The organism is Bacillus sp. NEAU-Y102 (assembly GCF_054788175.1).
Genome location: NZ_JBTWFK010000012.1, coordinates 159,959 through 182,500, shown reverse-complemented (window position 1 = coordinate 182,500; position 22,542 = coordinate 159,959). Strand labels below are relative to the sequence as shown.

The 22,542-nt window shown below is 36.9% G+C and carries 25 protein-coding genes and 1 rRNA gene (1 of these 26 running past the window's edge); 12 read left to right on the top strand and 14 right to left on the bottom strand.

What is annotated here, in order from left to right:
• A 16S ribosomal RNA gene (locus ACYFX0_RS25735) occupies positions 1-256 on the bottom strand (it extends 1,296 nt beyond the left edge of the window).
• A gap of 405 nt (positions 257-661) precedes the next feature.
• On the opposite strand from ACYFX0_RS25735, the gene ACYFX0_RS25730 reads away from it, so the two are divergent.
• Together ACYFX0_RS25730 and ACYFX0_RS25725 are read left to right on the top strand one after the other, a co-directional pair.
• The gene (locus tag ACYFX0_RS25730) at positions 662-1,342 is read left to right on the top strand and encodes an MgtC/SapB family protein (RefSeq protein WP_000386682.1); all 681 of its coding nucleotides are present in this window, start codon (positions 662-664) and stop codon (positions 1,340-1,342) included.
• Positions 1,343-1,434: 92 nt separating this feature from the next.
• Positions 1,435-2,430 carry a potassium channel family protein gene (locus ACYFX0_RS25725; protein WP_106082560.1) on the top strand — a complete coding sequence of 332 codons (996 nt, stop codon included), beginning with the start codon at positions 1,435-1,437 and terminating at the stop codon, positions 2,428-2,430.
• Here ACYFX0_RS25725 and ACYFX0_RS25720 read toward each other — a convergent pair.
• A complete protein-coding gene (locus tag ACYFX0_RS25720; protein WP_000612326.1) occupies positions 2,417-2,830 on the bottom strand; it encodes a YugN-like family protein in 414 nt (137 codons plus the stop codon). The genes ACYFX0_RS25725 and ACYFX0_RS25720 overlap by 14 nt on opposite strands.
• Before the next feature lie 107 nt (positions 2,831-2,937).
• Positions 2,938-4,290 (bottom strand): glucose-6-phosphate isomerase, encoded by a 1,353-nt coding sequence (locus tag ACYFX0_RS25715; RefSeq protein WP_000103654.1) that lies wholly within the window; start codon positions 4,288-4,290, stop codon positions 2,938-2,940.
• A gap of 274 nt (positions 4,291-4,564) precedes the next feature.
• On the opposite strand from ACYFX0_RS25715, the gene ACYFX0_RS25710 reads away from it, so the two are divergent.
• The gene (locus ACYFX0_RS25710) at positions 4,565-4,798 is read left to right on the top strand and encodes a DUF378 domain-containing protein (RefSeq protein ID WP_000105788.1); all 234 of its coding nucleotides are present in this window, start codon (positions 4,565-4,567) and stop codon (positions 4,796-4,798) included.
• Between the two features lie 109 nt (positions 4,799-4,907).
• Here ACYFX0_RS25710 and yugI read toward each other — a convergent pair whose 3' ends face one another.
• The 3 genes from yugI to ACYFX0_RS25695 form a co-directional block, all read right to left on the bottom strand.
• Positions 4,908-5,252 (bottom strand): S1 domain-containing post-transcriptional regulator GSP13, encoded by a 345-nt coding sequence (gene yugI, locus ACYFX0_RS25705; RefSeq protein ID WP_000003764.1) that lies wholly within the window; start codon positions 5,250-5,252, stop codon positions 4,908-4,910.
• Positions 5,253-5,505: 253 nt separating this feature from the next.
• Complete coding sequence (locus ACYFX0_RS25700) at positions 5,506-6,696, bottom strand: aminotransferase (protein ID WP_000808529.1); 1,191 nt, start codon at positions 6,694-6,696, stop codon at positions 5,506-5,508.
• A complete protein-coding gene (locus ACYFX0_RS25695; RefSeq protein WP_000255696.1) occupies positions 6,693-7,190 on the bottom strand; it encodes an Lrp/AsnC family transcriptional regulator in 498 nt (165 codons plus the stop codon). Before ACYFX0_RS25695 ends, ACYFX0_RS25700 begins: the two co-directional genes overlap by 4 nt.
• A 266-nt stretch (positions 7,191-7,456) precedes the next feature.
• On the opposite strand from ACYFX0_RS25695, the gene ACYFX0_RS25690 reads away from it, so the two are divergent.
• Together ACYFX0_RS25690 and ACYFX0_RS25685 are read left to right on the top strand one after the other, a co-directional pair.
• On the top strand, positions 7,457-8,449 hold the full coding sequence (locus ACYFX0_RS25690) for a 2-hydroxyacid dehydrogenase (protein WP_001205003.1): 993 nt from the start codon (positions 7,457-7,459) through the stop codon (positions 8,447-8,449).
• A 109-nt stretch (positions 8,450-8,558) separates the two neighbouring features.
• Complete coding sequence (locus tag ACYFX0_RS25685; RefSeq protein ID WP_001015202.1) at positions 8,559-9,398, top strand: alpha/beta fold hydrolase; 840 nt, start codon at positions 8,559-8,561, stop codon at positions 9,396-9,398.
• A gap of 119 nt (positions 9,399-9,517) precedes the next feature.
• On the opposite strand, the gene ACYFX0_RS25680 is transcribed toward ACYFX0_RS25685, so the two are convergent.
• Positions 9,518-9,769 (bottom strand): YugE family protein, encoded by a 252-nt coding sequence (locus ACYFX0_RS25680; protein WP_000537641.1) that lies wholly within the window; start codon positions 9,767-9,769, stop codon positions 9,518-9,520.
• A gap of 117 nt (positions 9,770-9,886) precedes the next feature.
• Between ACYFX0_RS25680 and ACYFX0_RS25675 the strand changes: the two genes are divergently transcribed.
• Complete coding sequence (locus tag ACYFX0_RS25675; protein WP_001175811.1) at positions 9,887-11,038, top strand: MalY/PatB family protein; 1,152 nt, start codon at positions 9,887-9,889, stop codon at positions 11,036-11,038.
• A gap of 98 nt (positions 11,039-11,136) precedes the next feature.
• On the opposite strand, the gene sodC is transcribed toward ACYFX0_RS25675, so the two are convergent.
• Positions 11,137-11,676, bottom strand: coding sequence for a superoxide dismutase [Cu-Zn] (gene sodC / locus ACYFX0_RS25670; protein ID WP_000746518.1), 540 nt, complete (start codon positions 11,674-11,676; stop codon positions 11,137-11,139).
• A 68-nt stretch (positions 11,677-11,744) separates the two neighbouring features.
• Positions 11,745-11,921, bottom strand: a complete 177-nt coding sequence (locus ACYFX0_RS25665) for a hypothetical protein (protein ID WP_000982756.1) — start codon at positions 11,919-11,921, stop codon at positions 11,745-11,747.
• Between the two features lie 166 nt (positions 11,922-12,087).
• Between ACYFX0_RS25665 and kapB the strand changes: the two genes are divergently transcribed.
• Complete coding sequence (kapB, locus tag ACYFX0_RS25660; protein ID WP_001209326.1) at positions 12,088-12,471, top strand: kinase-associated lipoprotein KapB; 384 nt, start codon at positions 12,088-12,090, stop codon at positions 12,469-12,471.
• A 41-nt stretch (positions 12,472-12,512) separates the two neighbouring features.
• Here kapB and kapD read toward each other — a convergent pair whose 3' ends face one another.
• Positions 12,513-13,136 (bottom strand): 3'-5' exonuclease KapD, encoded by a 624-nt coding sequence (gene kapD, locus ACYFX0_RS25655; protein ID WP_000344356.1) that lies wholly within the window; start codon positions 13,134-13,136, stop codon positions 12,513-12,515.
• 289 nt (positions 13,137-13,425) lie between these two features.
• Here kapD and ACYFX0_RS25650 point away from each other — a divergent pair, with 289 nt between their 5' ends.
• Complete coding sequence (locus ACYFX0_RS25650; RefSeq protein WP_460272007.1) at positions 13,426-14,751, top strand: ArsB/NhaD family transporter; 1,326 nt, start codon at positions 13,426-13,428, stop codon at positions 14,749-14,751.
• A gap of 79 nt (positions 14,752-14,830) precedes the next feature.
• Here ACYFX0_RS25650 and ACYFX0_RS25645 read toward each other — a convergent pair whose 3' ends face one another.
• Positions 14,831-15,298 carry a hypothetical protein gene (locus tag ACYFX0_RS25645; protein ID WP_000390065.1) on the bottom strand — a complete coding sequence of 156 codons (468 nt, stop codon included), beginning with the start codon at positions 15,296-15,298 and terminating at the stop codon, positions 14,831-14,833.
• Positions 15,299-15,415: 117 nt separating this feature from the next.
• On the opposite strand from ACYFX0_RS25645, the gene ACYFX0_RS25640 reads away from it, so the two are divergent.
• Positions 15,416-16,129: a DNA alkylation repair protein gene (locus ACYFX0_RS25640; RefSeq protein ID WP_106082559.1), complete on the top strand. Its 714-nt coding sequence runs from the start codon at positions 15,416-15,418 to the stop codon at positions 16,127-16,129.
• Between the two features lie 346 nt (positions 16,130-16,475).
• Positions 16,476-17,852 carry a glycine--tRNA ligase gene (locus tag ACYFX0_RS25635; protein ID WP_000287148.1) on the top strand — a complete coding sequence of 459 codons (1,377 nt, stop codon included), beginning with the start codon at positions 16,476-16,478 and terminating at the stop codon, positions 17,850-17,852.
• Positions 17,853-17,891: 39 nt separating this feature from the next.
• On the opposite strand, the gene ACYFX0_RS25630 is transcribed toward ACYFX0_RS25635, so the two are convergent.
• Positions 17,892-18,275, bottom strand: a complete 384-nt coding sequence (locus ACYFX0_RS25630) for a hotdog fold thioesterase (RefSeq protein WP_001140616.1) — start codon at positions 18,273-18,275, stop codon at positions 17,892-17,894.
• Positions 18,276-18,370: 95 nt separating this feature from the next.
• Between ACYFX0_RS25630 and ACYFX0_RS25625 the strand changes: the two genes are divergently transcribed.
• Positions 18,371-19,114, top strand: coding sequence for a DUF3298 and DUF4163 domain-containing protein (locus tag ACYFX0_RS25625; RefSeq protein ID WP_000810328.1), 744 nt, complete (start codon positions 18,371-18,373; stop codon positions 19,112-19,114).
• Between the two features lie 50 nt (positions 19,115-19,164).
• Positions 19,165-19,758, top strand: a complete 594-nt coding sequence (locus tag ACYFX0_RS25620; protein ID WP_001252163.1) for a biotin transporter BioY — start codon at positions 19,165-19,167, stop codon at positions 19,756-19,758.
• Positions 19,759-19,803: 45 nt separating this feature from the next.
• Here the strand turns inward: ACYFX0_RS25620 and galU are convergent, their stop codons facing one another.
• Both galU and ACYFX0_RS25610 read right to left on the bottom strand, forming a co-directional pair.
• Positions 19,804-20,691 (bottom strand): UTP--glucose-1-phosphate uridylyltransferase GalU, encoded by an 888-nt coding sequence (gene galU, locus ACYFX0_RS25615; RefSeq protein ID WP_000757823.1) that lies wholly within the window; start codon positions 20,689-20,691, stop codon positions 19,804-19,806.
• Positions 20,692-20,798: 107 nt separating this feature from the next.
• Positions 20,799-22,523 (bottom strand): phospho-sugar mutase, encoded by a 1,725-nt coding sequence (locus tag ACYFX0_RS25610; RefSeq protein WP_001104214.1) that lies wholly within the window; start codon positions 22,521-22,523, stop codon positions 20,799-20,801.
• Positions 22,524-22,542: the final 19 nt, after the last annotated feature.

The following is a 22,542-nucleotide window of genomic DNA, read 5'->3' as shown; positions in this document are numbered from 1 at the left end:
GCTAATGCGACGCGGGTCCATCCATAAGTGACAGCCGAAGCCGCCTTTCAATTTCGAACCATGCAGTTCAAAATGTTATCCGGTATTAGCCCCGGTTTCCCGGAGTTATCCCAGTCTTATGGGCAGGTTACCCACGTGTTACTCACCCGTCCGCCGCTAACTTCTTGAGAGCAAGCTCTCAATCCATTCGCTCGACTTGCATGTATTAGGCACGCCGCCAGCGTTCATCCTGAGCCAGGATCAAACTCTCCAATAAAGTTAGTTTGTCTAGCATCTAAAAATAAAAATTGACGTTTCACGTTGTTTGTTTCGTTCAGTTTTCAAAGAACTACTTGGTCGCTCGTTTGCGACTTCCTTATGTTAACATCTTCGTTTTTCGATGTCAACTAAGTTTTTCAATTTCTTTTTTGTCGTTTTCTGCGTTTCCGCATCAGCGACGGTTATTAATATATCATGGTGAAAAATGAAATGCAACACCTTTTATAAACTTTTTTAAAAACTGCCCACATTTCTTTTTTAATATCATATACTTAAACGAAATATCTCTTTCATGTATGATTAATTCCTACATATATTTTATATAAAGTTACTCTATCAAAAAACGTTTCTTTCTATAATAAGCGTTTTATTCATATACCATATCATACAAGGAGGAATATATATGGACTATACCGATTTATTAATCAAACTAGGTCTCTCGGCTATTTTAGGATTTGCCATTGGTTTAGAACGCGAATTAAAACGGAAACCACTTGGTTTAAAAACGTGTTTAGTTATTTCTATTATTAGTTGCCTCCTAACAATTGTTTCTATTAAAGCAGCTTATAACTTACCACATACCGATCATATGAATATGGATCCACTTCGACTTGCCGCTCAAATTGTATCAGGAATTGGTTTTTTAGGTGCTGGCGTAATTTTAAGAAGAGGCAACGATAGCATTGCAGGACTCACGACTGCCGCTATGATTTGGGGTGCTTCTGGTATTGGTATTGCCGTTGGAGCTGGTTTCTATATCGAGGCAATTTTCGGAATGTGTTTTCTTATGATTAGTGTCGAACTTATACCATTGACAATGAAGTTTGTAGGTCCTAGATCATTTCGTCAACGTGATATTGCAGTGAAACTTGTTGTGCGAAATATGGACAATATCCCGGTTGTAATCGAGGAGATAAAAGAAATGGATATAAACGTTAAAAATATGAAGCTTAAAACGTTAGAAAACGGTTCTCACTATTTACATCTTAAACTGTCCATTGATCAAAAAAGACATACCGCTGATGTTTATTATACTCTCCAGCATCTTGAAAGTGTCCAACAAACTGAAGTGGAAAGTATGTAGCATAAAATAAACTCTCTTTAATTAGAGAGTTTTTCTTTTTTCTATAATGGTAACAATGAATGTAGTCCTGCAAAACAAGGAGGAATTTACTATTGAAATCCCGTCCGAATTTAGTAGATACATTTCGTGATTCCATTATTTTTCGTTTAATTTGTTTTATTATTGTACTCACTGCTTTTTCTGGTTTTCTTATACATAGATTAGAACCCTCTCATTTCACTACATGGTTTGACGGAATTTGGTGGTCAATTGTTACCATTTTTACAGTTGGATATGGCGACTTTGCTCCCCATACAACGATAGGAAAACTAATAGGTATAAGTATTATTTTATTAGGAACTGGCTTTTGTTCTTATTATATGGTTCTATTCGCTACTGAGATGATTAGTAAACAATACATGAAAGTTAAAGGTGAAGAAGCCGCTACCTCTAACGGTCATATGATTATCGTTGGCTGGAATGAGCGTACAAAACATGTTGTAAAGCAAATGCATGTACTACAACCAAACCTTGATATCGTTTTAATTGATGAAACACTTTCTTTACTCCCAAAACCCTTTCATCATTTAGAATTTATAAAAGGTTGTCCGCATCACGATCAAACTTTATTAAAGGCTAATATTGCAACGGCACACACCATATTAATAACAGCGGATAAAGAAAAGAACGAAAGCTTAGCAGATACACAGTCCATTTTAAATATTTTAACTGCGAAAGGACTCAATCCAAACATTCACTGCATCGCCGAACTACTTACTACTGAACAAATTCAAAATGCAACGAGAGCGGGCGCGTCAGAAATTATAGAAGGAAATAAATTAACGAGTTATGTATTTACCGCTTCTCTTTTATTCCCTTCTATTTCAGGTGTACTATTCTCACTTTACGATGAAATCTCTGATAACAAATTACAACTGATGGAGCTTTCTCCGTCCTGCACCGGACAAACCTTTGCAAATTGTAGCTATACCCTTCTAAAACAAAACATTCTCTTACTAGGTATAAAGCGTGATGATCAATATATGATTAATCCAGTCCATACCTTCATTCTTATCGAAAGCGACATACTCATTGTTATTCACCATTAATAAAATGACGCTCTAGTTCTTGCATGAGCACTTTCCCAATATTGATATATTTTCTTTTTACATCTCCATCTGGATCTTTCGGTTCAGCAAATTGATCCATCCCACTCGTTCCAGCGGTTAAAGTATTCACATTATCATCTAGTTCGTCTTGATATACGTGCGAAAGAATATACGGCGTTTCAAGACGGACTACTACACCAGGTACATCCAGTTCACCATCTACTGCTGTAAACGGCACTCGTAAAAATTGATACCCATCTTCTTCATCGATTTTGTAATCGAAGCATCCTTTATCATAATCCCAATTACCACCAATGCTATATCCAAGTGGTTTCATAATCTCTTCTAACTTAAATAGCGCATATGTACGTCCTTCTAAATTTGATTGAATTGGAATCAAGTCCATCCCTCCAAGACTTTTCCTTTAGCATACCCACTCTAGCTTGAATATACTGATGGACTTTTCGATAAAATAATAAAAAGCGACCGGAATCCGGTCGCTTTTTATTATTTTAAACGCTCTTCTAATTCTGCTTTTAATTCTTCAAATCCTGGTTTACCAAGTAAAGCAAACATGTTCTTCTTGTATGCTTCTACGCCAGGTTGGTCAAATGGATTTACCCCTAATAAGTAGCCGCTCATCGCACATGCTTTTTCGAAGAAGTATACAAGGTAACCGAATGTGTACTCATTTAATTCAGGAATATTGACGATTAAGTTTGGTACTCCCCCGTCGCTATGTGCAAGTAATGTACCTTCGTATGCTTTTGTGTTTACAAAGTCTACAGTTTCACCAGCAAGGTAATTTAATCCGTCTAAATCGTTTTCTTCTGATTCGATTGTTAGTTCATGTGTAGATTTACCTACTTTAAGAACTGTTTCAAATAAGTCACGACGACCTTCTTGAACGTATTGACCTAATGAGTGTAAGTCAGTTGAGAAGTTTGCTGAAGATGGGAAAATACCTTTTTGATCTTTTCCTTCACTTTCACCAAATAACTGTTTCCACCACTCAGCGAAGTATTGAAGTGCTGGCTCATAGTTAACAAGCATTTCAATTGTTTTTCCTTTATTGTATAAAGCGTTACGAACTACTGCATATTGGTAAGCTGGGTTTTCTTCTAGTTCTGATGTTCCGAAGTCATCATGACCAGCAGCTGCACCTTTCATCATCTCTTCAATATTTAAGCCACTTACTGCGATTGGTAATAAACCAACTGGCGTTAATACAGAGAAACGTCCTCCAACATCATCTGGAATAACAAATGTTTCGTAACCTTCGTTATCAGCTAATGTTTTTAATGCACCACGTGCTTTATCTGTAGTTGCATAAATACGTTTGCGAGCTTCTTCTTTTCCATACTTTTCTTCTAATAACTTACGGAAGATACGGAATGCTAGTGCTGGCTCTGTTGTTGTACCTGATTTGGAAATAACGTTAATAGAGAAGTCTTTACCTTCTAATACGTCCATTAAATCTTTCATGTAAGTGGAGCTAATGTTTTGTCCAACAAATAGCACTTGTGGAGTTTTACGTTGTTCTTTAGAAAGCGTGTTGTAGAAAGAATGGTTTAACATTTCGATTGCTGCGCGTGCCCCTAAGTAAGAACCACCAATACCTACAACAAGTAAAATGTCAGAGTCATTTTTAATTTTTTCTGCGCATTTTTGAATGCGAGCGAATTCCTCTTTGTCATATTGAAGCGGAAGGTCTACCCACCCAAGGAAATCGTTCCCAGCTCCAGTTTTTTCGTGGATTGCGTGATGTGTTACTTTCACTGCATCACGTAAATAAGTGATTTCATGTTCACCGATGAAGGATAACGCTTTAGAATAGTCGAACGTTACATGTGTACTCATCTTTTTCCCTCCAATTATGGATATGTATTTCTGTATTCACTTTAGCGAAACTGAAGTTGTAAATCAAGCGATTCAACCATTGTAAACGTAACCAATATATATTTTTTAGAAAAAGTTCATTTTTTGCATAAAAATTCGTATTTTTCGGTATAGATGTATATACATCATCTTTCGAACATTTTTTATGTATAAAAACAACATAACTACCCCATTCTATAAAAGAGTTAATTAACTCATCGCTTGCTCATGCTTCACAATTAAGGGGGGCTTTTTCATGAGTACTTTGCAACGTATCGCATTAGTCTTTACTGTAATTGGCGCTGTGAACTGGGGACTAATCGGATTTTTCCAGTTTGACTTAGTAGCAGCCATTTTCGGTGGACAAAATTCAGCTCTTGCACGTATTATTTACGGCATCGTTGGTATATCTGGGCTTATCAATCTTGGTTTACTGTTTAAACCATCTGAAAATCTTGGTACACACCCAGAAACAAACGAAATTCGATAGTCAGTATGTCCTTTCACCTCCGACATACGAATATGATTGCATGCAATCATATTTGCAAATATATATCATAAGATAAAGTAAAAGAGGAACGCTCATATGCGTTCCTCTTTTACTTTGTTAACTCGGACTCTTCAATCCATTCTGCCAACTTTTCTCGCAGCGTATTAAATCCGTTTTCAGATGGGTTCGGTATAAGAATCCTTCCTTGTTTTCTTTTCGCCGCTTTTAACGATAAACTCATTTTTCTGTGCTCTTCATCAATTGAAAGTACCTTTACTTCTACTGTATCGCCGACTTTTAAAAAGTCATGAATATCCTTTACATATCCATTTGTAATTTCAGATATATGCACAAGTCCTTGTGTTTCTGCATCTAACGCTACAAATGCACCGTAATCTTGAATTCCAGTCACTTTCCCTGTTACAACCACTCCTGTTGTATATTGTTCTGACATATGAAACACTCCCATACGTTTACCATTCTCTCTACAATTATAAAGAGCAAAGCAGATATATTTATTTTAAATATCCGATTGGTTAGTACGCATTCTAGATAACGTTATCTAGAATGCGTATACCTTATATTAGTAAATTATACCACTATGACAGAACTCATTCAAAATTCATGAAAAATTTCCCTTAAAGAAGTATAATTCTCCAATATTGGGATAGACTACTAACACATGGCTTTCTAGTATTCCCCCCCTTTTATGGACAAAACGTATTACGTTTTGTCCTTTTTTTATTTTCTACAAACCGTTCCATTCTCTTCATCGCTTCCATAAGTTGTTCAAGCGACGTTGCATATGAACAACGAATAAATCCTTCACCACTTTCGCCAAATACGCTACCAGGGACAACGGCCACTTTTTCTTCCAACAATAACTGTTCTGCAAATTCCGCTGAAGATAATCCGGTTGAAGATATAGCAGGAAAAACATAAAATGCTCCGCCCGGCACATGACACGTTAAGCCCATTTCATTGAAAGATGTCGTCATGAAGTTACGACGCTTCTTATAGCTATCTCTCATTCGAATTACTTCATCGTTCCCTGCGCGTAACGCCTCAAGTGCTGCAAACTGAGACATCGTCGGTGCACACATCATTGAATACTGATGGATTTTGAGCATTAATTCTGAAAATTGAACAGGAGCTGCAATCATACCGAGGCGCCATCCTGTCATCGCAAATCCTTTTGAAAATCCTGAAATTAAAATCGTATGCTCACGCATATTTTTAATACTCGCGAAACTTGTATATACTTCGTCGTATACAAGTTCTGCATAAATTTCATCAGATAATACGATTAGATTGTACTTCTCAACAATCACTGCTATTTCTTCAAGCTCGGATTTATTTAGCATTGCACCTGTCGGGTTATTTGGTGAACAAAGCAAAATTGCCTTTGTTTTCGCTGTAATAGCTGCTTCAATTTGTTCTGGTTGTACTTTAAACTCGTTTTCTAACGTAGTCGCCACAGGAACCGGAACTCCTCCAGCTAATGTCACAAGTGGTGCATAAGAAACGAAGCTCGGTTCAATAATGAGCACTTCATCATCAGGATTTATAATGGCGCGCATCGCTACATCTAACGCCTGGCTCGCTCCAACTGTAACAATGATTTCATCACTTGGATCATAAGATACTGCAAATTGTTTTTTTAGATACTTTGCTATTTCTTGACGGAGCTCCAATAATCCTGCATTTGCTGTATATGACGTATACCCTTGTTCCAAAGAACGAATACATGCTTGCCTTACATTCCAAGGTGTAACAAAATCCGGCTCTCCTACCCCGAGGGAAATAACACCTTTCATATTTGCTGCTAAATCAAAAAATTTTCGAATACCAGATGGTTTTAAAGATTCTGCTGATCTAGATAGTTCAAATTGCTTCATGGTGTCACCACAATTCGCTTATCATCATCGTCTTTTTCATAAATAACGCCCTCATGTTTATACTTCTTCAAAATGAAATGAGTAGTTGTAGAAACAACAGATTCAATTGTTGCTAATTTCTCAGAAACAAACATCGCTACTTCTCCCATCGTTTTCCCTTCTAATGTAATAGAAAGATCATATGTCCCTGACATTAAATAAACGGATTTCACTTCTGAATAACGATAAATTTGTTCAGCAACCGCATCAAACCCAACGCCATGCTTTGGCGTAACTTTCACATCGATCATTGCCGTTAAACCTGTATGTTCTTTCACCTTCGTCCAATCAATATGTGTTACATAATCCACAATAATCTTTTCATTTTCTAACCTCGCAACCATCTTCTTTACTTCTTCTACCTCTATATTTAACAGCTTCGCTAATGTATCTACAGATAATCGACTACTCTTTTCAAGACAAGCTAATAATTCTAATTCTTTTTCTGTCACCATATAAATCATCCTTCCTTTTCGTTTGTGTTTAAATTATACAAATACCCTTTCCAGTTTGAAAAGAAGATTTTTCTATTGAATTATGTCAAAATAAAGTGAAACTTTAATCAGCGAAATGCTTCACCCCACTGATTATCAGCCCACACCAATCGGGCTTTTACGGACAGTTGCTCTCCCACCTAACCTCTTTGCTTGAGCTGCTTTTTGAGGTGGGAGACTTACTGTCCGTTAATGCGGGGTAAAGTGAAACTTTAATCAGTGGAAAAATGCGTGATAAAGCGAAAGGGGATGGAATCGTGAAACCAAAAGTTTATATTGCTGAACCAGTTCCAACATTTGTAGAAAACTATTTATCAGAACACTGTGATTATGAAAAATGGGATCAAAATGAGAAAGTACCCCGTGATGTTCTATTAGAAAAAATACAAGATAAAGATGGGTTATTAAATTTCGGATCTGCTATTAATGAAGAATTACTGACAGTGGCTCCTAACTTAAAAGTAGTGAGCAACATTTCTGTCGGTTACGATAATTTTGATTTACAAGCGATGAAAAACCGAAATGTTATCGGAACGAATACACCATACGTATTAGATGATACAGTAGCTGATCTCGTTTTCGCCCTTATGTTATCTGCTGGGCGCCGTGTTTGCGAACTCGATTCTTATGTGAAAAATGGTGAATGGAACGCTGAAATTGGAAAAGAACACTTCGGACTAGATGTACACCATAGCACAATTGGTATTATCGGTATGGGCCGAATTGGAGAAGCCGTTGCAAAACGAGCAAAATTCGGATTTGATATGAATGTTCTTTACTATAACCGCCGTCGTAAAGAAGAAGCTGAACAAAAATTCGATGCTACATATTGTGATTTACAGACGCTACTGGAGCAGTCTGACTTTATTGTTCTTCTTACTCCATTAACAGATGAAACATATCACCTTATCGGAGAAAAGGAATTTTCATTAATGAAAGAAACAGCAATCTTCATTAATGCTTCTCGCGGGAAAACAGTAGATGAAGAAGCGTTAATCCATGCTTTAACAGAAAAGAAAATCTTTGCAGCAGGTATCGATACATTTACACAAGAGCCGATTCAAAAAGATAATCCACTCTTATCATTACAAAATGTTGTGACTTTACCACACATCGGATCTGCAACATTAAAAACTAGGCAGCAAATGGCTATGACCGCCGCTGAAAATTTAGTTGCAGGATTACAAGGAAAAACACCGCCTAATATTGTTCGCGGGTAATACTGAATAAACGAAAGGCAAGATGACATCGTCATCTTGCCTTTTTTTGTTAACATATTTTCTTCTTCCTTGGAGATGATATGAACAAAAATCAATGGAGTGACAAAAAATGAATCACGAATATACTTGTCCTTATTTCACTTTTTCCACTCGCGGCACTACTATTCATTACGAATTGTATGAACACGATAACAAAACAGAACGTCCTACTTTCGTACTCGTTCACGGCTTTTTATCTTCCTCATTTAGTTACCGTCGTCTCATTCCCTTACTATCGAAAGCAGGAACAGTGATTGCTCTTGATTTACCACCGTTCGGAAAAAGTGATAAGTCTCATCTGTTTAAGTATTCTTATCACAATTTAGCAACGATTATTATTGATTTAATTGAACATTTATCTCTCTCAAACATTGTATTAGTTGGGCACTCTATGGGTGGGCAAATTTCTCTCTATGTAAACCGTATACGTCCTGAACTCATTTCAAAAACGATTTTACTATGCAGCTCTAGCTATTTAGCACGCGCAACCTTACCTTTACTATACTCTTCTTATTTACCGTTCTTTCATTTATACGTAAAGAACTGGATTATTAGACGCGGTATTGTTCATAACTTAATGAATGTCGTTCATGATCACTCATTAATTGACGATGAAATGAAAAAAGGTTACTCCGCTCCTTTTTATGACGACCGTATATTTCCCGCTTTAACTCGCATGATACGAGACCGTGAAGGTGACTTATCTTCAACTGAATTACAAAAAATCGAAACACCTATCTTGCTCATTTGGGGTGAAAAAGACCGCGTCGTCCCTGTACATATAGGTCATCGTCTACACAAAGATTTACCGAATTCAAAATTTATTTCTTACGAAAATACAGGACATTTACTACCTGAAGAAAAGCCTAAACATGTTTATGAAGAAATTATCGCTTTTTCTGCGCAATAAAGTGAAACTTTAATCAGTCCCCACCTAACTTCTTTGCTTCCGCTGAATTTTGAGGTGGGGTCTTACTACCAAGCAAATAGCGGGATAATATAAAAAAGGCTGTCGGAAATTCCGACAGCCTATAATGAACAACTTCCGCCTTCTTTTATTACAAGTAATTCCACAGCTAACTTCTCACATTTTTCAAGCGCAGGTACTTCCTCAAAAGACATAAAGTATATATGTTGAATCTTCTTTGCGATGTATTTTGGATCATCAAACACACTTATGACGTTCACAACATCGCTCGCTTCTGTTTCATAAAACTCCGGTCCCATTTGAAACGGATCCCAATTCTTCACAACCTCTATCATCTTTTCATATGTACCCATTCGCTTCCCGCCTTTTCACTTTTTAATACTTTTCTTTATCCTATCACATCAGCTATTCTATAAGAAGAGAGAGAACTTTCGTAACTTATTGGTTTTACAGAAGAAGGGGGCAAACTTATGCAACTATTTCATAAAGCAATCAATCGACGTGGAACGCATAGTATAAAATGGGATACATATAAAAACGAAGAACTTATCCATGCTTGGATTGCTGATATGGATTTTGAAGTACCAAAACCAATTCAAACTGCCTTAAAACAACGGATCGAACATCCGATTTTTGGCTACACACTTCCCCCTGAAAATATTGGGGATATTATTTGTAACTGGACAAAACAACAATACGACTGGGACATTCAAAAAGAATGGATCGTCTTTAGTGCAGGGATCGTTCCAGCTCTTAGTACGAGCATACAGGCTTTTACAAAAGAAAACGAATCCGTTCTCGTACAACCACCTATTTATCCTCCATTTTTCGAAATGGTCACAACAAATAATAGGCAGTTATGCGTGAGTCCATTACAGAAACAAAATGATACATATGTGATAGACTTCGAGCATTTAGAAAAGCAGTTTCAGCAAGGCGTCAAACTCATGCTTCTTTGTAGCCCTCATAATCCAATCGGACGCGTTTGGACGAAAGAGGAACTTGTGCAGCTCGGATCGTTATGTACTAAATATAACGTAATCGTTGTCGCGGATGAAATTCATTCCGATATCATTTATGCAGACCATACACATACACCGTTCGCTTCCTTATCTGAAGAATTAGCAGAACGCACTATCACTTGTATGGCTCCAAGTAAAACATTTAATATCGCTGGATTACAAGCGTCGATTATTATCATTCCAAACGAAAAACTCCGTCACGCCTTTACAGCTATCCAATATAGACAAGGCTTCCACGGGTTAAATATCTTCGCCTACACAGCGATGCAAAGTGCCTATACAGAATGTAATGATTGGCTAAACGAAATTCGATTATATATAGAAGATAATGCTCAATTTGCTTATGAATATATCAAAACTCACATACCTGCTCTTTCCGTAACGAAGCCAGAAGGTAGCTTTTTATTATGGATTGATTGTTCTCGTCTAAAGCTTTCTCAAAACGAGCGTACTGCATTACTTGAGGAAAAAGGAAAAATCATCGTTGAACCTGGTGAGAAATACGGGTTAGGTGGGGAAGAACATATTCGAATTAACATCGGCTGTCCACGATCTGTTTTAGAAGAAATTTTGAACAGACTGCGTCATACGTTTTCATAATAAGAAAAGAGACTGTCATAAATCATTTTAGGACAACCTCCTTTATCCATATCTTTTCAATTACGTTTCACAAAAAAAGCTACCATGCACGGTAGCTTTTACTTTTTCTTCATATCCGATGCTTTTTTTACAATGACACCACAAGCAATTCGATCACCTGATTTACCTGTCGGTTGTGTCATACCATCATCAGCGTTTTCTGTAATAATAATAGACGCTCCATCTTTTCTATGAATCGTTGTTTTACCTTCTTCAAGCGTTATGTGCGGCGCGTCGATTTCTGCCTTGATCTTTCCAGAACCGTCTGCAATTACGTTCGGTAAATCACCGTTTTCTGCACCCTTCGGATTAAGAAGACCATGTTTTTTATCATCAGGATTAAAATGATTCCCGGATGATTCAAAACGAGGTGCCTTACACTCTCCGATTTCATGTACATGTAGTCCGTGTGGTCCTGGCGTGAAACCTTCCCCTTTAATCGTAATTTTCACTCCACTTGTTTGCTGAACTACTTTCGCAGTCCCTACTTCATCTCCTGAAGCATTATGTAATTTCACTTCAATTTCTTTCGGCTTTCCTTGGTCACAACCTGCCATCAGAAATAATAAACAACAACTGAAAAAAAGCCGTTTCTTCATTCCATTCCCTCCAAAATATATTCTGCCCTTAGATTGTCCGAGCATAGAGGGAAACATACAAAAATGCGTTACTGTTTCTTTTCAGCTAATAGTTTTTCTTCAACTTTCTGTAATCGCTCTGCTTCTCTTTTTGATATACGAATAAACATGCGCCACGTGGCAATAGCACCGATAATAAATAGAACGCACACAATCCCTGGAATAATATATTCTGTTTTATCTTCCGGAAAATATAAAGGCATCATAACGAACACTCCTTAATTATAGGATTCAAAAAAACATCAGAATTTTCTGTTATATATCTTTAAATTATAGTTGAACCAGTTCATATTCTCAAGGGGCGTTCCGAAAGTGAATGATTTCTTTGACTCCTCCTCCTACTTTCCTTACTATAAACTTGAGGTGAAAAATATGAGAGAAACATTTGAAATTGGTGAAATCGTTACTGGTATTTATAAAACAGGAAAATACATCGGCGAAATTACAAATAGCCGTCCTGGTAGTTATGTCGTAAAAGTATTAGCTGTTTTAAAACATCCGGTGCAAGGTGACTTACATAACGTAAAACAAGCTGACGTACCATTTTTCCATGAAAGACGCGCTTTAGCTTTTCGTGAGCAAACGAACATTCCACAGCAAATGGTAAAGAAATATGAAGGAGAAATTCCTGATTATACCGAGTCACTAAAATTAGCATTAGAAACTCAAATGAATTCATTTTCTGAAGATGATTCACCTTTTGCAGAGCGTAGTCTAGAAACATTAGAACAGTTAAAGAAGGACTACAAACTCTAAAAAAACAAAACGACCAAATTACATAATGTGCAATTTGGTCGTTACTGTGTGCTCACTTTCTTTAACACTTTTGAAAAATCAACGAGTTCTCCTAATGTTGGTGGTGCTGGTTTTACTAAATACTCTTTATCTTTTTCTACTAGTTTAAAAATATTGTACGTCGTCATCGCATCATCAAGCGCACAATGATGCTTCCCTGTCCCTACTTTTCCGTACGCCTCAATTGCTTTCCATAATCCTGTTTGATTTCTTTCCCCAAAAAACTTCTTATACTCAAGCGATAAATCACGACACTGCCCGAAGAATGGAAAAGCTATCCCTGCCATTTCACAATTATGCTTCAGCACTTTCATATCCATATTTCCCCACGTTACAATTGTCGGTTTACATTTCGTTTCGTATTCTGCAAGCTTCTTAACGAGTTCAGGAAATGAAATCCCTTTATCCACGACTTCTTGTTTTATTCCTAAAAACTTCTTACATCGATCCGTTAAGGAGGGAAATGTTTTCGGCCTGACATGTGATGAATACGTATCTTCCACCTTACAGCCAGCAACTGAAACGAGTCCTACCTCAATAATTTCCGGAAAAAATCCTTTCGGTTTTTTTCTATGCTGGGGCATCGTAAACTCAAAGTCTAAAAATAAAAATCGTTGTTCATCCATACGATCCCTTCCTTATCATTTTTGTCATTCCTTTCTATTTGACACTCCTACACGAACAAGCTCGAATGCTAATTCCATTTTAAATATTCAGATTGGATGTATCTTATATATATGTCAAATGCCCACAAATATTTTAAAAAATAAGAAAAAATGACCTATGCAGAAAATATGACAAAATCCCTCCTTTCATTTACATCCGCAGTTTTTCTACTTTATAATGACGTTATGTGTGTTTCATCTAGTTAATATTTGACACACTAAGAAAAATGAATGAAAGGAGATGAGATTTTTGCACGAAACAACGCAAGAACTCGCTAACTGGCAGTATTATTTTGCTATCGCAGTCTTTTTAATTACATATGCCATTATTATTTCTGAAAAAATTAATCGCGCTGTCATCGCACTTCTTGGTGCAGCACTCATGGTAATTGTGGGGGTCGTCGATTTACATAACGCCTTTACGAAACATATTGAATGGGGAACGATTACGCTACTCATCGGTATGATGATTTTGGTGAACATTACGAGTAAATCAGGTGTTTTCCAATACGTTGCCATTAAAGCAGCAAAAAGGGCACAAGGAAATCCAATTAAAATTTTAATTTCCCTTTCCCTACTTACTGCGCTTGGCTCCGCATTTTTAGATAACGTTACAACTGTACTTCTTGTTGTTCCAGTTACTTTATCTATTACGCGCATACTGCAAGTAAATCCTGTTCCTTATTTACTTTCTGAAATTATTTTTTCAAACATTGGGGGAACGGCAACATTAATTGGTGATCCACCTAACATTATGATTGGTTCTGCCAATAAACATTTAGACTTCAATGCTTTCCTATTGAATCTAGCACCAATCGTAATTATTATTATTGGAGTTACAGCAACAATACTTTACTTCATGTACCGCAAACAATTAATTGCCGATCCTGTACAAGTCAAAAAATTAATGAGCTTAGATGAAAAACAATACATTAAAGATCCAGTATTAATGAAAAAATCTTTAACGGTACTTGGACTTACAATTGTAGGTTTCATGACTCATTCTATTTTCCATATTGATGCGGCTATCATTGCCTTAACTGGTGCTACTGTACTTATGTTAATTGGTGTGAAAGAGCATGAAATTGAAGAAGTATTTGCAAGCGTAGAGTGGGTAACAATCTTCTTCTTCGCAGGGCTATTCGTACTTGTTGGAGGACTTATCGATATCGGTCTTATCAAAATGTTAGCTCAAAAAGTAATTGGTATAACAGGCGGAGATATTTCTTACGCATCCATCCTTATTTTATGGGTATCTGGTATCGCCTCTGCAACAATTGATAACATCCCATTTGTCGCAACAATGATTCCACTTATTAACGATATGGCAGTTGGGCTAGGCTTATCACCATCTGACACACAAATCGATGTATTATGGTGGGCATTAGCACTAGGTGCTTGTCTCGGCGGAAACGGAACATTAATCGGAGCTTCTGCTAACGTAATCGTTGCAGGTATCGCGAGCCGCGAAGGACATAAATTTAGTTACATGGAATTCCTAAAAGTCGGTTTCCCAATTATGATCGTTTCATTAATCATTTCTCACATTTATATTTATTTACGCTACCTTATGTAGTAGAAAAAGCACCCTGATAATCAGGGCGCTTTTTTACTTATATCTAAAATATATCGACTTATCAACAGAAACGAAAAATCTACTCTTTATATCTCACCGGTTCATTTCGAATAATAAATAAATGAATCGGTAAGAAAACCGAAAATGTGATTGTATGAATAATCGTAAACAATATAGAATTCGTTCCGTATCTATCTAAAATTGCGTAGATAAGATAAATAGACAGCACAATCGATACAGCTGTTGCTAATAAATATAGAATTGGTACGAAGTTAAAAATGAAACATGCGACATATATGCCGAATACTTTCCATCCCGCTTCTTCTTTTAAGAAATCCGGTAATTTGTCTTTTGCTAAATCACCCCATATCTTACTATTTAAAAAAGGAATAAACGCAAGAGCACCATCCGTTGCACCATCATTTTTCGCCATCGTATACAGTGCAAAAGCCGTTAATAAATACGCAATAATTGCCCAAATCAATACAACAAGAATAAACGCAAAACTAAGAGCAAAGAAACCTGCTAGTACGCCTTGATCCTCCATCTTATCCTCTCCTCTCTACTTTCAACATATTTCATTACATTGCAAGTTATGTTTTAAAATTTATCCAAACTCTTTGTATAATAAGAGAAGAAAGAGAATAAGAGAGGAGAAACACGTATGCATCCATTTGTAAAAGCATTACAAGAGCATTTTACAGCTCATCAAAATCCTGAAAAAGCAGAACCTATGACTCGTTATATGAAAAATCACTTCCCATTTCTAGGTATTCAAACACCGGAAAGGCGCCAATTATTAAAAGACGTCATTCAAATACATACTCTCCCAGATAAAAAAGACTTCCAAATTATTGTACGCGAGCTTTGGGACTTACCAGAACGTGAATTCCAAGCGGCCGCACTTGATATCATGCAAAAATATAAAAAGCATATAAACGAAACTCATATCCCCTTCTTAGAAGAACTTATTGTCACAAAATCTTGGTGGGACTCTGTCGATAGCATCGTCCCTACATTCTTAGGTACTATCTTTTTTAAACACCCAGAATTAATTTCTGCGTATATTCCAAAATGGATTGCATCAGATAACATATGGTTACAACGTGCCGCTATTTTATTCCAACTGAAATATAAACAAAAGATGGATGAAGAACTTCTTTTCTGGATTATTGGGCAACTACATTCTTCAAAAGAATTTTTCATTCAAAAAGCGATTGGCTGGGTCCTTCGTGAATATGCAAAAACAAATCCAGATGTAGTTTGGGAATACGTGCAAAACAATGAACTCGCTCCATTAATTAAGCGTGAAGCAATTAAGCATATTAAACAAAATTACGGAATAAATAATGAAAAAATAGGCGAGACTCTATCATAGATAGACACGTTCCTCTATTGAGATTTAAAAAAGAACGTGTTAGAATATGTTCATTATTATTAATATAAGTAGCGATGACGGACTTATAAGTACTTGCATAAAAAGCGATTCAGGGATAGTGAAAGCCTGAAGCCGCAAGGAAACGGCAGTCCCGAGCAATACATGATAAAGTGGATGCACCTTTTGTGTATCAACTAGGGTGGAACCGCGGGCAAACGCTCGTCCCTAGGCAAATAAGCCTTGGGATGAGCGTTTTTTTATGTTCTTTTTAGCATATACTGCTCGTTTCCAAAGTATCAGAGTATATCATCGCCAATACGTTAACTTTCAAAAGGAGGATTTTCTTATGTATTCAATGGAACAAGTTGTAAACTTAGCGAAACATCGCGGTTTTGTTTTCCCTGGTTCTGAAATTTACGGTGGTCTTGCAAACACTTGGGATTACGGTCCACTTGGAATCGAATTAAAAAATAACGTTAAAAAAGCTTGGTGGAAAAAATTCATTCAAGAATCTCCACACAACGTTGGTTTAGACGCAGCTATTTTAATGAATCCTAAAACTTGGATCGCTTCTGGTCACGTTGGTAACTTCAACGATCCAATGATCGACTGTAAAAAATGTAAAGCTCGTCACCGTGCTGACAAATTAATTGAGGATGCTTTAGATGCAAAAGGCATTGAAATGGTTGTTGACGGTCTTACTTTCGACCAAATGGCTGACTTAATGAAAGAACATGAAGTAAAATGTCCTGATTGCGGTAGTGAAGAATTCACTGAAATCCGTCAGTTCAACTTAATGTTCAAAACATTCCAAGGTGTTACAGAGTCTAGCACAAACGAAATTTTCCTTCGTCCTGAAACAGCACAAGGTATTTTCGTAAACTTCAAAAACGTTCAACGCTCTATGCGTAAAAAGCTTCCATTTGGTATTGGCCAAATCGGTAAGAGTTTCCGTAACGAAATCACGCCTGGTAACTTCACATTCCGTACACGTGAATTCGAACAAATGGAACTTGAATTCTTCTGTAAGCCTGGTGAAGATTTAGAGTGGTTCGCATTCTGGCGTGAAACTTGTAAAAACTGGTTACTTTCACTTGGTATGACTGAAGAGAGCATGCGTCTTCGTGACCACGGTGAAGAAGAGTTATCTCACTACAGTAATGCAACAACTGACATTGAATTCAAATTCCCATTCGGTTGGGGCGAACTTTGGGGCGTTGCATCTCGTACAGACTTCGACTTAAAACGTCACATGGAACACTCAAACGAAGACTTTAACTATATCGATCCACAAACGAATGAGCGTTACGTACCATACTGCATCGAGCCATCTTTAGGCGCAGACCGCGTAACATTAGCATTCTTATGTGATGCATATGAAGAAGAACAATTAGAAAACGATTCTCGTACAGTTCTTCGTTTCCACCCTGCTTTAGCACCATACAAAGCAGCTATCTTGCCATTATCTAAAAAGCTATCTGAAGGTGCTACTGAAGTATTTGCAGAATTAGCTAAAGACTTCATGGTAGACTTTGATGAAACTGGTTCTATCGGTAAACGTTACCGTCGTCAAGACGAAATCGGTACACCATTCTGTATCACATACGACTTCGACTCAGTTGAAGACAAAGCTGTTACAGTACGTGACCGTGACACAATGGAACAAGTTCGTATGCCAATTAGCGAACTAAAAGGTTTCTTAGAGAAGAAAATCCAGTTCTAATTATAAGAAAAAGAGGCTGCTCATAAGAGCGCCTCTTTTTTACTTTTCACGTTTTTCTTTAATTGCTACTGTACATCTTGATATACATAGTAAATCATCATTTTCATCAATAATGCGAACATCCCAAACCATTGTCGATTGTCCTCTATGTATCGGTGTCCCAATCGCTGTTACAATTCCATCTTTCTTTGAGCGAATGTGGTTTGCATTAATTTCTAATCCGAAACAAATACATTTTTCTTGATCAATTAAATTGTATGAACCAACACTTGCCACTGTTTCTGCTAATGCAACCGATGCACCACCATGTAAAAATCCAAACGGCTGATGCGTACGCTCATCAACAGGCATCGTAGCAACCACCTTTTCTTCTGTCATCTCTAACAACTCAATTCCAAGTGAATCCATTAAAGTTTTTGCCATATCGCTTCCTCCTTCTCTTACTTTAATTAAATGTATAATTTTACCTATTTATTTTCAAACTACTTATAACACTTATATAAGGAGGCTTCACCTAAATGAAACAGAAATTTTGTATATTACTGCTTATGTTCTCCTTGCTGACTATTGTACCAAATTGTGCAATAACAGCCAAAGCATCTAACCTGACAATCGATGTTAAGACTGTAACGCAAAAAGGTAAGAAACCTTATATAGAATATCAAATAAATAGGCCTTCTTTTCACAACTTTTCTGACTCTAAATTTCAAAATAAGCTCAATTTATATTACAAAAAATCCACTGACAAATTTAAAAACAAATTAGAAAAAGAAGCAAAAAAATATTATAAAGAGACAGAAGGATCTAGTACACCATTTCATCCGTACGTAGCAAATGTCGATTATAAAGTCTCATTAAACAAACCACCTTTTCTTAGCCTATATGTGAATTACTATCAATATACTGGCGGAGCACATGGTCTTTATACGTGGAAGGCAAATACATTTGATTTAAACGAAAAAAAGCTACTGCACTTAGACGATTTATTTCAACAAAAAGATAAATATAAAGATGTAATCCGTGCAGAGATTGTAAGACAAATTAAACAAAATGAAAGTATTTATTTTCCTGATGCAACTGAAAAGGTAATGAGTATGAAAAAGTTTCACTTCTTTTTAGAGCCAGACAATCTCGTCATTTATTTCCCTTTATATGAAATTGCTCCGTATTCAAGTGGAATTCCGCAATTTCGTATTCCATATACATTGCTAAGAGACTATTTAAAGCCTTCTTATCAAAATATTTTGATTGACAACAAGTAAATATTTTCGCTACGATAATGTTAACCTAAAAACAACAGGAGGTTAACATTATGAGGAGATTTCATGTTTTAGATTTAGCATTAGCTGCCATGTTCGTCGCTCTTATGGCCATTGGTGCAAATATTGTATCTTGGGCACCATTCCTGCAAGTAGCGGGCATCCCATTATCTATGCAACCATTTTTCGCAATTTTAGCAGGTCTTCTTCTTGGAAGTAGACTTGGTGCCTTATCCATGACTGTATATATGCTCGTTGGCGTAGCCGGCGCACCAATCTTTGCTAACTTCAAAGCTGGATTTGGAGCACTTTTAGATCCTACTGGTGGTTTTATTATCGCATTTATTATCGTTGCTTACGTATCGGGAAAACTAGTAGAACAAAAAGAAAGACCAACATTCATTACATTTGCTATTGCCTCTTTCACAGGAATTATTTTAACTTATATAATCGGTACTACTTACATGTACGGGGCAGTCAATCTCTTTATGGGCGGTAATATGAGTTATAAAGCTGCTTGGATGATTATGATGTGGTTCGCAGTAAAAGATATTGCATTTACAATTATCGGTGCTATTATCGCACCTCGCATATACTATGCTGTGCGTCGTTCTGCTTATCAGCATTCTCATTCGACGATTTCATAATAAAAAAAGAGTTATTTCAACAAGCTGAAATAACTCTTTTTTATATTAAGACTCTTGATTCGCTTGTTCTTCTAAAATTTTCTTCATCATCGCAACCATGTCATCACGTAATTCTGGGTGTTGCAGGGCCATTTCAATTGTCGTTTGAACGAATCCTAGCTTTTCACCTACATCGTAGCGCTTTCCTTCGAAATCGTAAGCAAATACACGTTGGATTTCATTTAAGCTTTGGATTGCATCTGTTAACTGAATTTCACCGCCAGCACCGACATGTTGCTGTTCTAAGAACATAAAGATTTCAGGCGTTAAAATGTAACGGCCCATAATCGCTAAGTTTGAAGGTGCTGTACCTTGTGCTGGTTTCTCAACGAAATTGCGAACTTGGTAACGACGACCTTCTTGTTCTAATGGATCGATAATTCCGTAACGGTGTGTTTCTGTTTCTGGAACAGTTTGTACACCAATAACAGAAGAAAGTGTTTTTTCATACTCATCCATTAATTGACGTAAACATGGTTTCTCAGCTTGGACAATATCATCACCTAGTAACACTGCAAATGGCTCATCACCAATGAATTTACGTGCACACCAAACAGCATGTCCTAGTCCCTTCGGCTCTTTTTGACGGATGTAATGAATATCTACCATTTTTGAAGAAGCTTGTACTTTTTCAAGCAACTCATATTTTTTCTTCTCTAATAAGTTTTGTTCTAGTTCAAATGCGTTATCAAAATGATCTTCGATAGAGCGCTTTGTTTTACCAGTAACGATAATAATATCTTCGATTCCCGATTTCACTGCTTCTTCTACAATGTATTGAATCGTTGGTTTATCTACTATCGGTAACATTTCTTTCGGCATTGCTTTCGTTGCTGGTAAAAAACGTGTTCCTAATCCAGCTGCTGGGATTATCGCTTTTCTTACTTTTTTCATCACAAAATACCCTCTCTCCTGTCGGAATTAATAGCAATCATTTCCTACATAAAACAAAAGGGAGATTTCGCTCCCTTTTGTTCCTTACTACTTAAAATTACTTTGTATTATAAACGATTCATAATGTCTTCTTTAATAGTAAGTAACTTTTGTTCACTATTTTGTAAAGAACTATCTTGTACACCGAAGTAGAACTTAATCTTCGGTTCAGTTCCAGATGGACGTAGGCAGAACCATGAACCATCCTCTAATTGATATTTTAACACATTTGATTTCGGTAAGTGAATCTCTTCTTTATGTCCATCTTGTAAAGATGTAATGATGCTTGCTTTATAATCTTCAACTGCTACGACTGTTAAGCCTGCTACTTCTTTCGGAGGATTCTCACGGAACGTCGCCATCATCTCTTGGATTTGTTCCGCTCCATCTTTTCCTTTTAACGTTAACGATACAAGGTCTTCACGGAAGAAACCATACTTCTCAAATACTTCTAATAGACCATCATATAACGTTTTCCCTTGTGATTTGTAGTATGCAGCTACTTCACATGCAAATAGGACAGATTGTACTGCATCTTTATCACGGCAGAATGGACGGATTAAATAACCATAGCTTTCCTCATAACCGAATTGGAATTCGTATTGTCCGCTTTCTTCATACTGTCTAATTTTCTCACCGATAAATTTAAATCCAGTTAACGTATCAACTGTATCTAAACCGTATGCTTTTGCAATTGTACGGCCAATTTCAGACGTTACGATTGTTTTTAATACGACACCGTTCTCTGGAAGTATTCCGTTTTCTTTCTTTTGAGATAGTAAGTAATCAAGCATTAATGCACCTGTTTGGTTTCCTGTTAATACTTGGAACTCACCATTATGATTACGAACAGCTACACCAAGGCGATCTGCGTCAGGATCAGTTGCGATTAATACATCTGCGCCTACCTTTTCACCGTCACGAATTGCATACTCAAACGCGGCGTGCTCTTCTGGGTTCGGTGATTTTACTGTAGAGAAGTTTGGATCTGGTAACTCTTGCTCTTTTACAACTGTTACATCTGTAAATCCAACTTCTTCTAAACCACGGCGTACAGAAATATTTGATGTTCCGTGTAATGGTGTAAAGACGATTTTTAAGTCTTTGCCGGCCTTTTCCACCATTTCTTTATTAATGATGACATTGTTCAATTCTGCAGCATATGCATCATCTACTTCTTGTCCAATAATATGTAATAAACCGTCAGCTTTTAATTGCTCTACATCAGCGACTTCAACTGTTAATTCATCTTCTATTGCATCTACGTAGCTAATTAACTCATCCGCTTCTTTTGGCGGCAACTGTCCACCATCTTCACCGTATACTTTGTATCCGTTATATTCAGGCGGATTATGGCTTGCCGTAAGAACGATTCCACTTACTGTATGTAAATGACGAACTGCGAAAGAAAGTACTGGCGTTGGACGTAAGCTTTCAAACACATATGTTGTGATACCACGTGCACCAAGTGTAGCAGCGACTTCCATTGCAAACTCAGGTGATTTATGACGAGAATCATAGGCTACAACAACACCTCGTTTTTTCGCTTCCTCACCTAACTTTTCAATAAAGCTTGCTAATCCTTTTGTTGCTTTACGAACTGTATATACGTTTAAACGGTTCGTACCAGCACCAAGTTCACCACGCATACCACCTGTGCCGAACTCTAGGTTTTTATAAAAGCTATCCTCGATTTTCTTCTCATCTTGCTTCATGTTTTCTAGCTGTTCTTTTAATTCTGCATCTAATTGTGCGTAAGAAAGCCAGCGACTAAATTCTTGTTTCCAATTCATTCTTCTCTCTCCTCTCGCT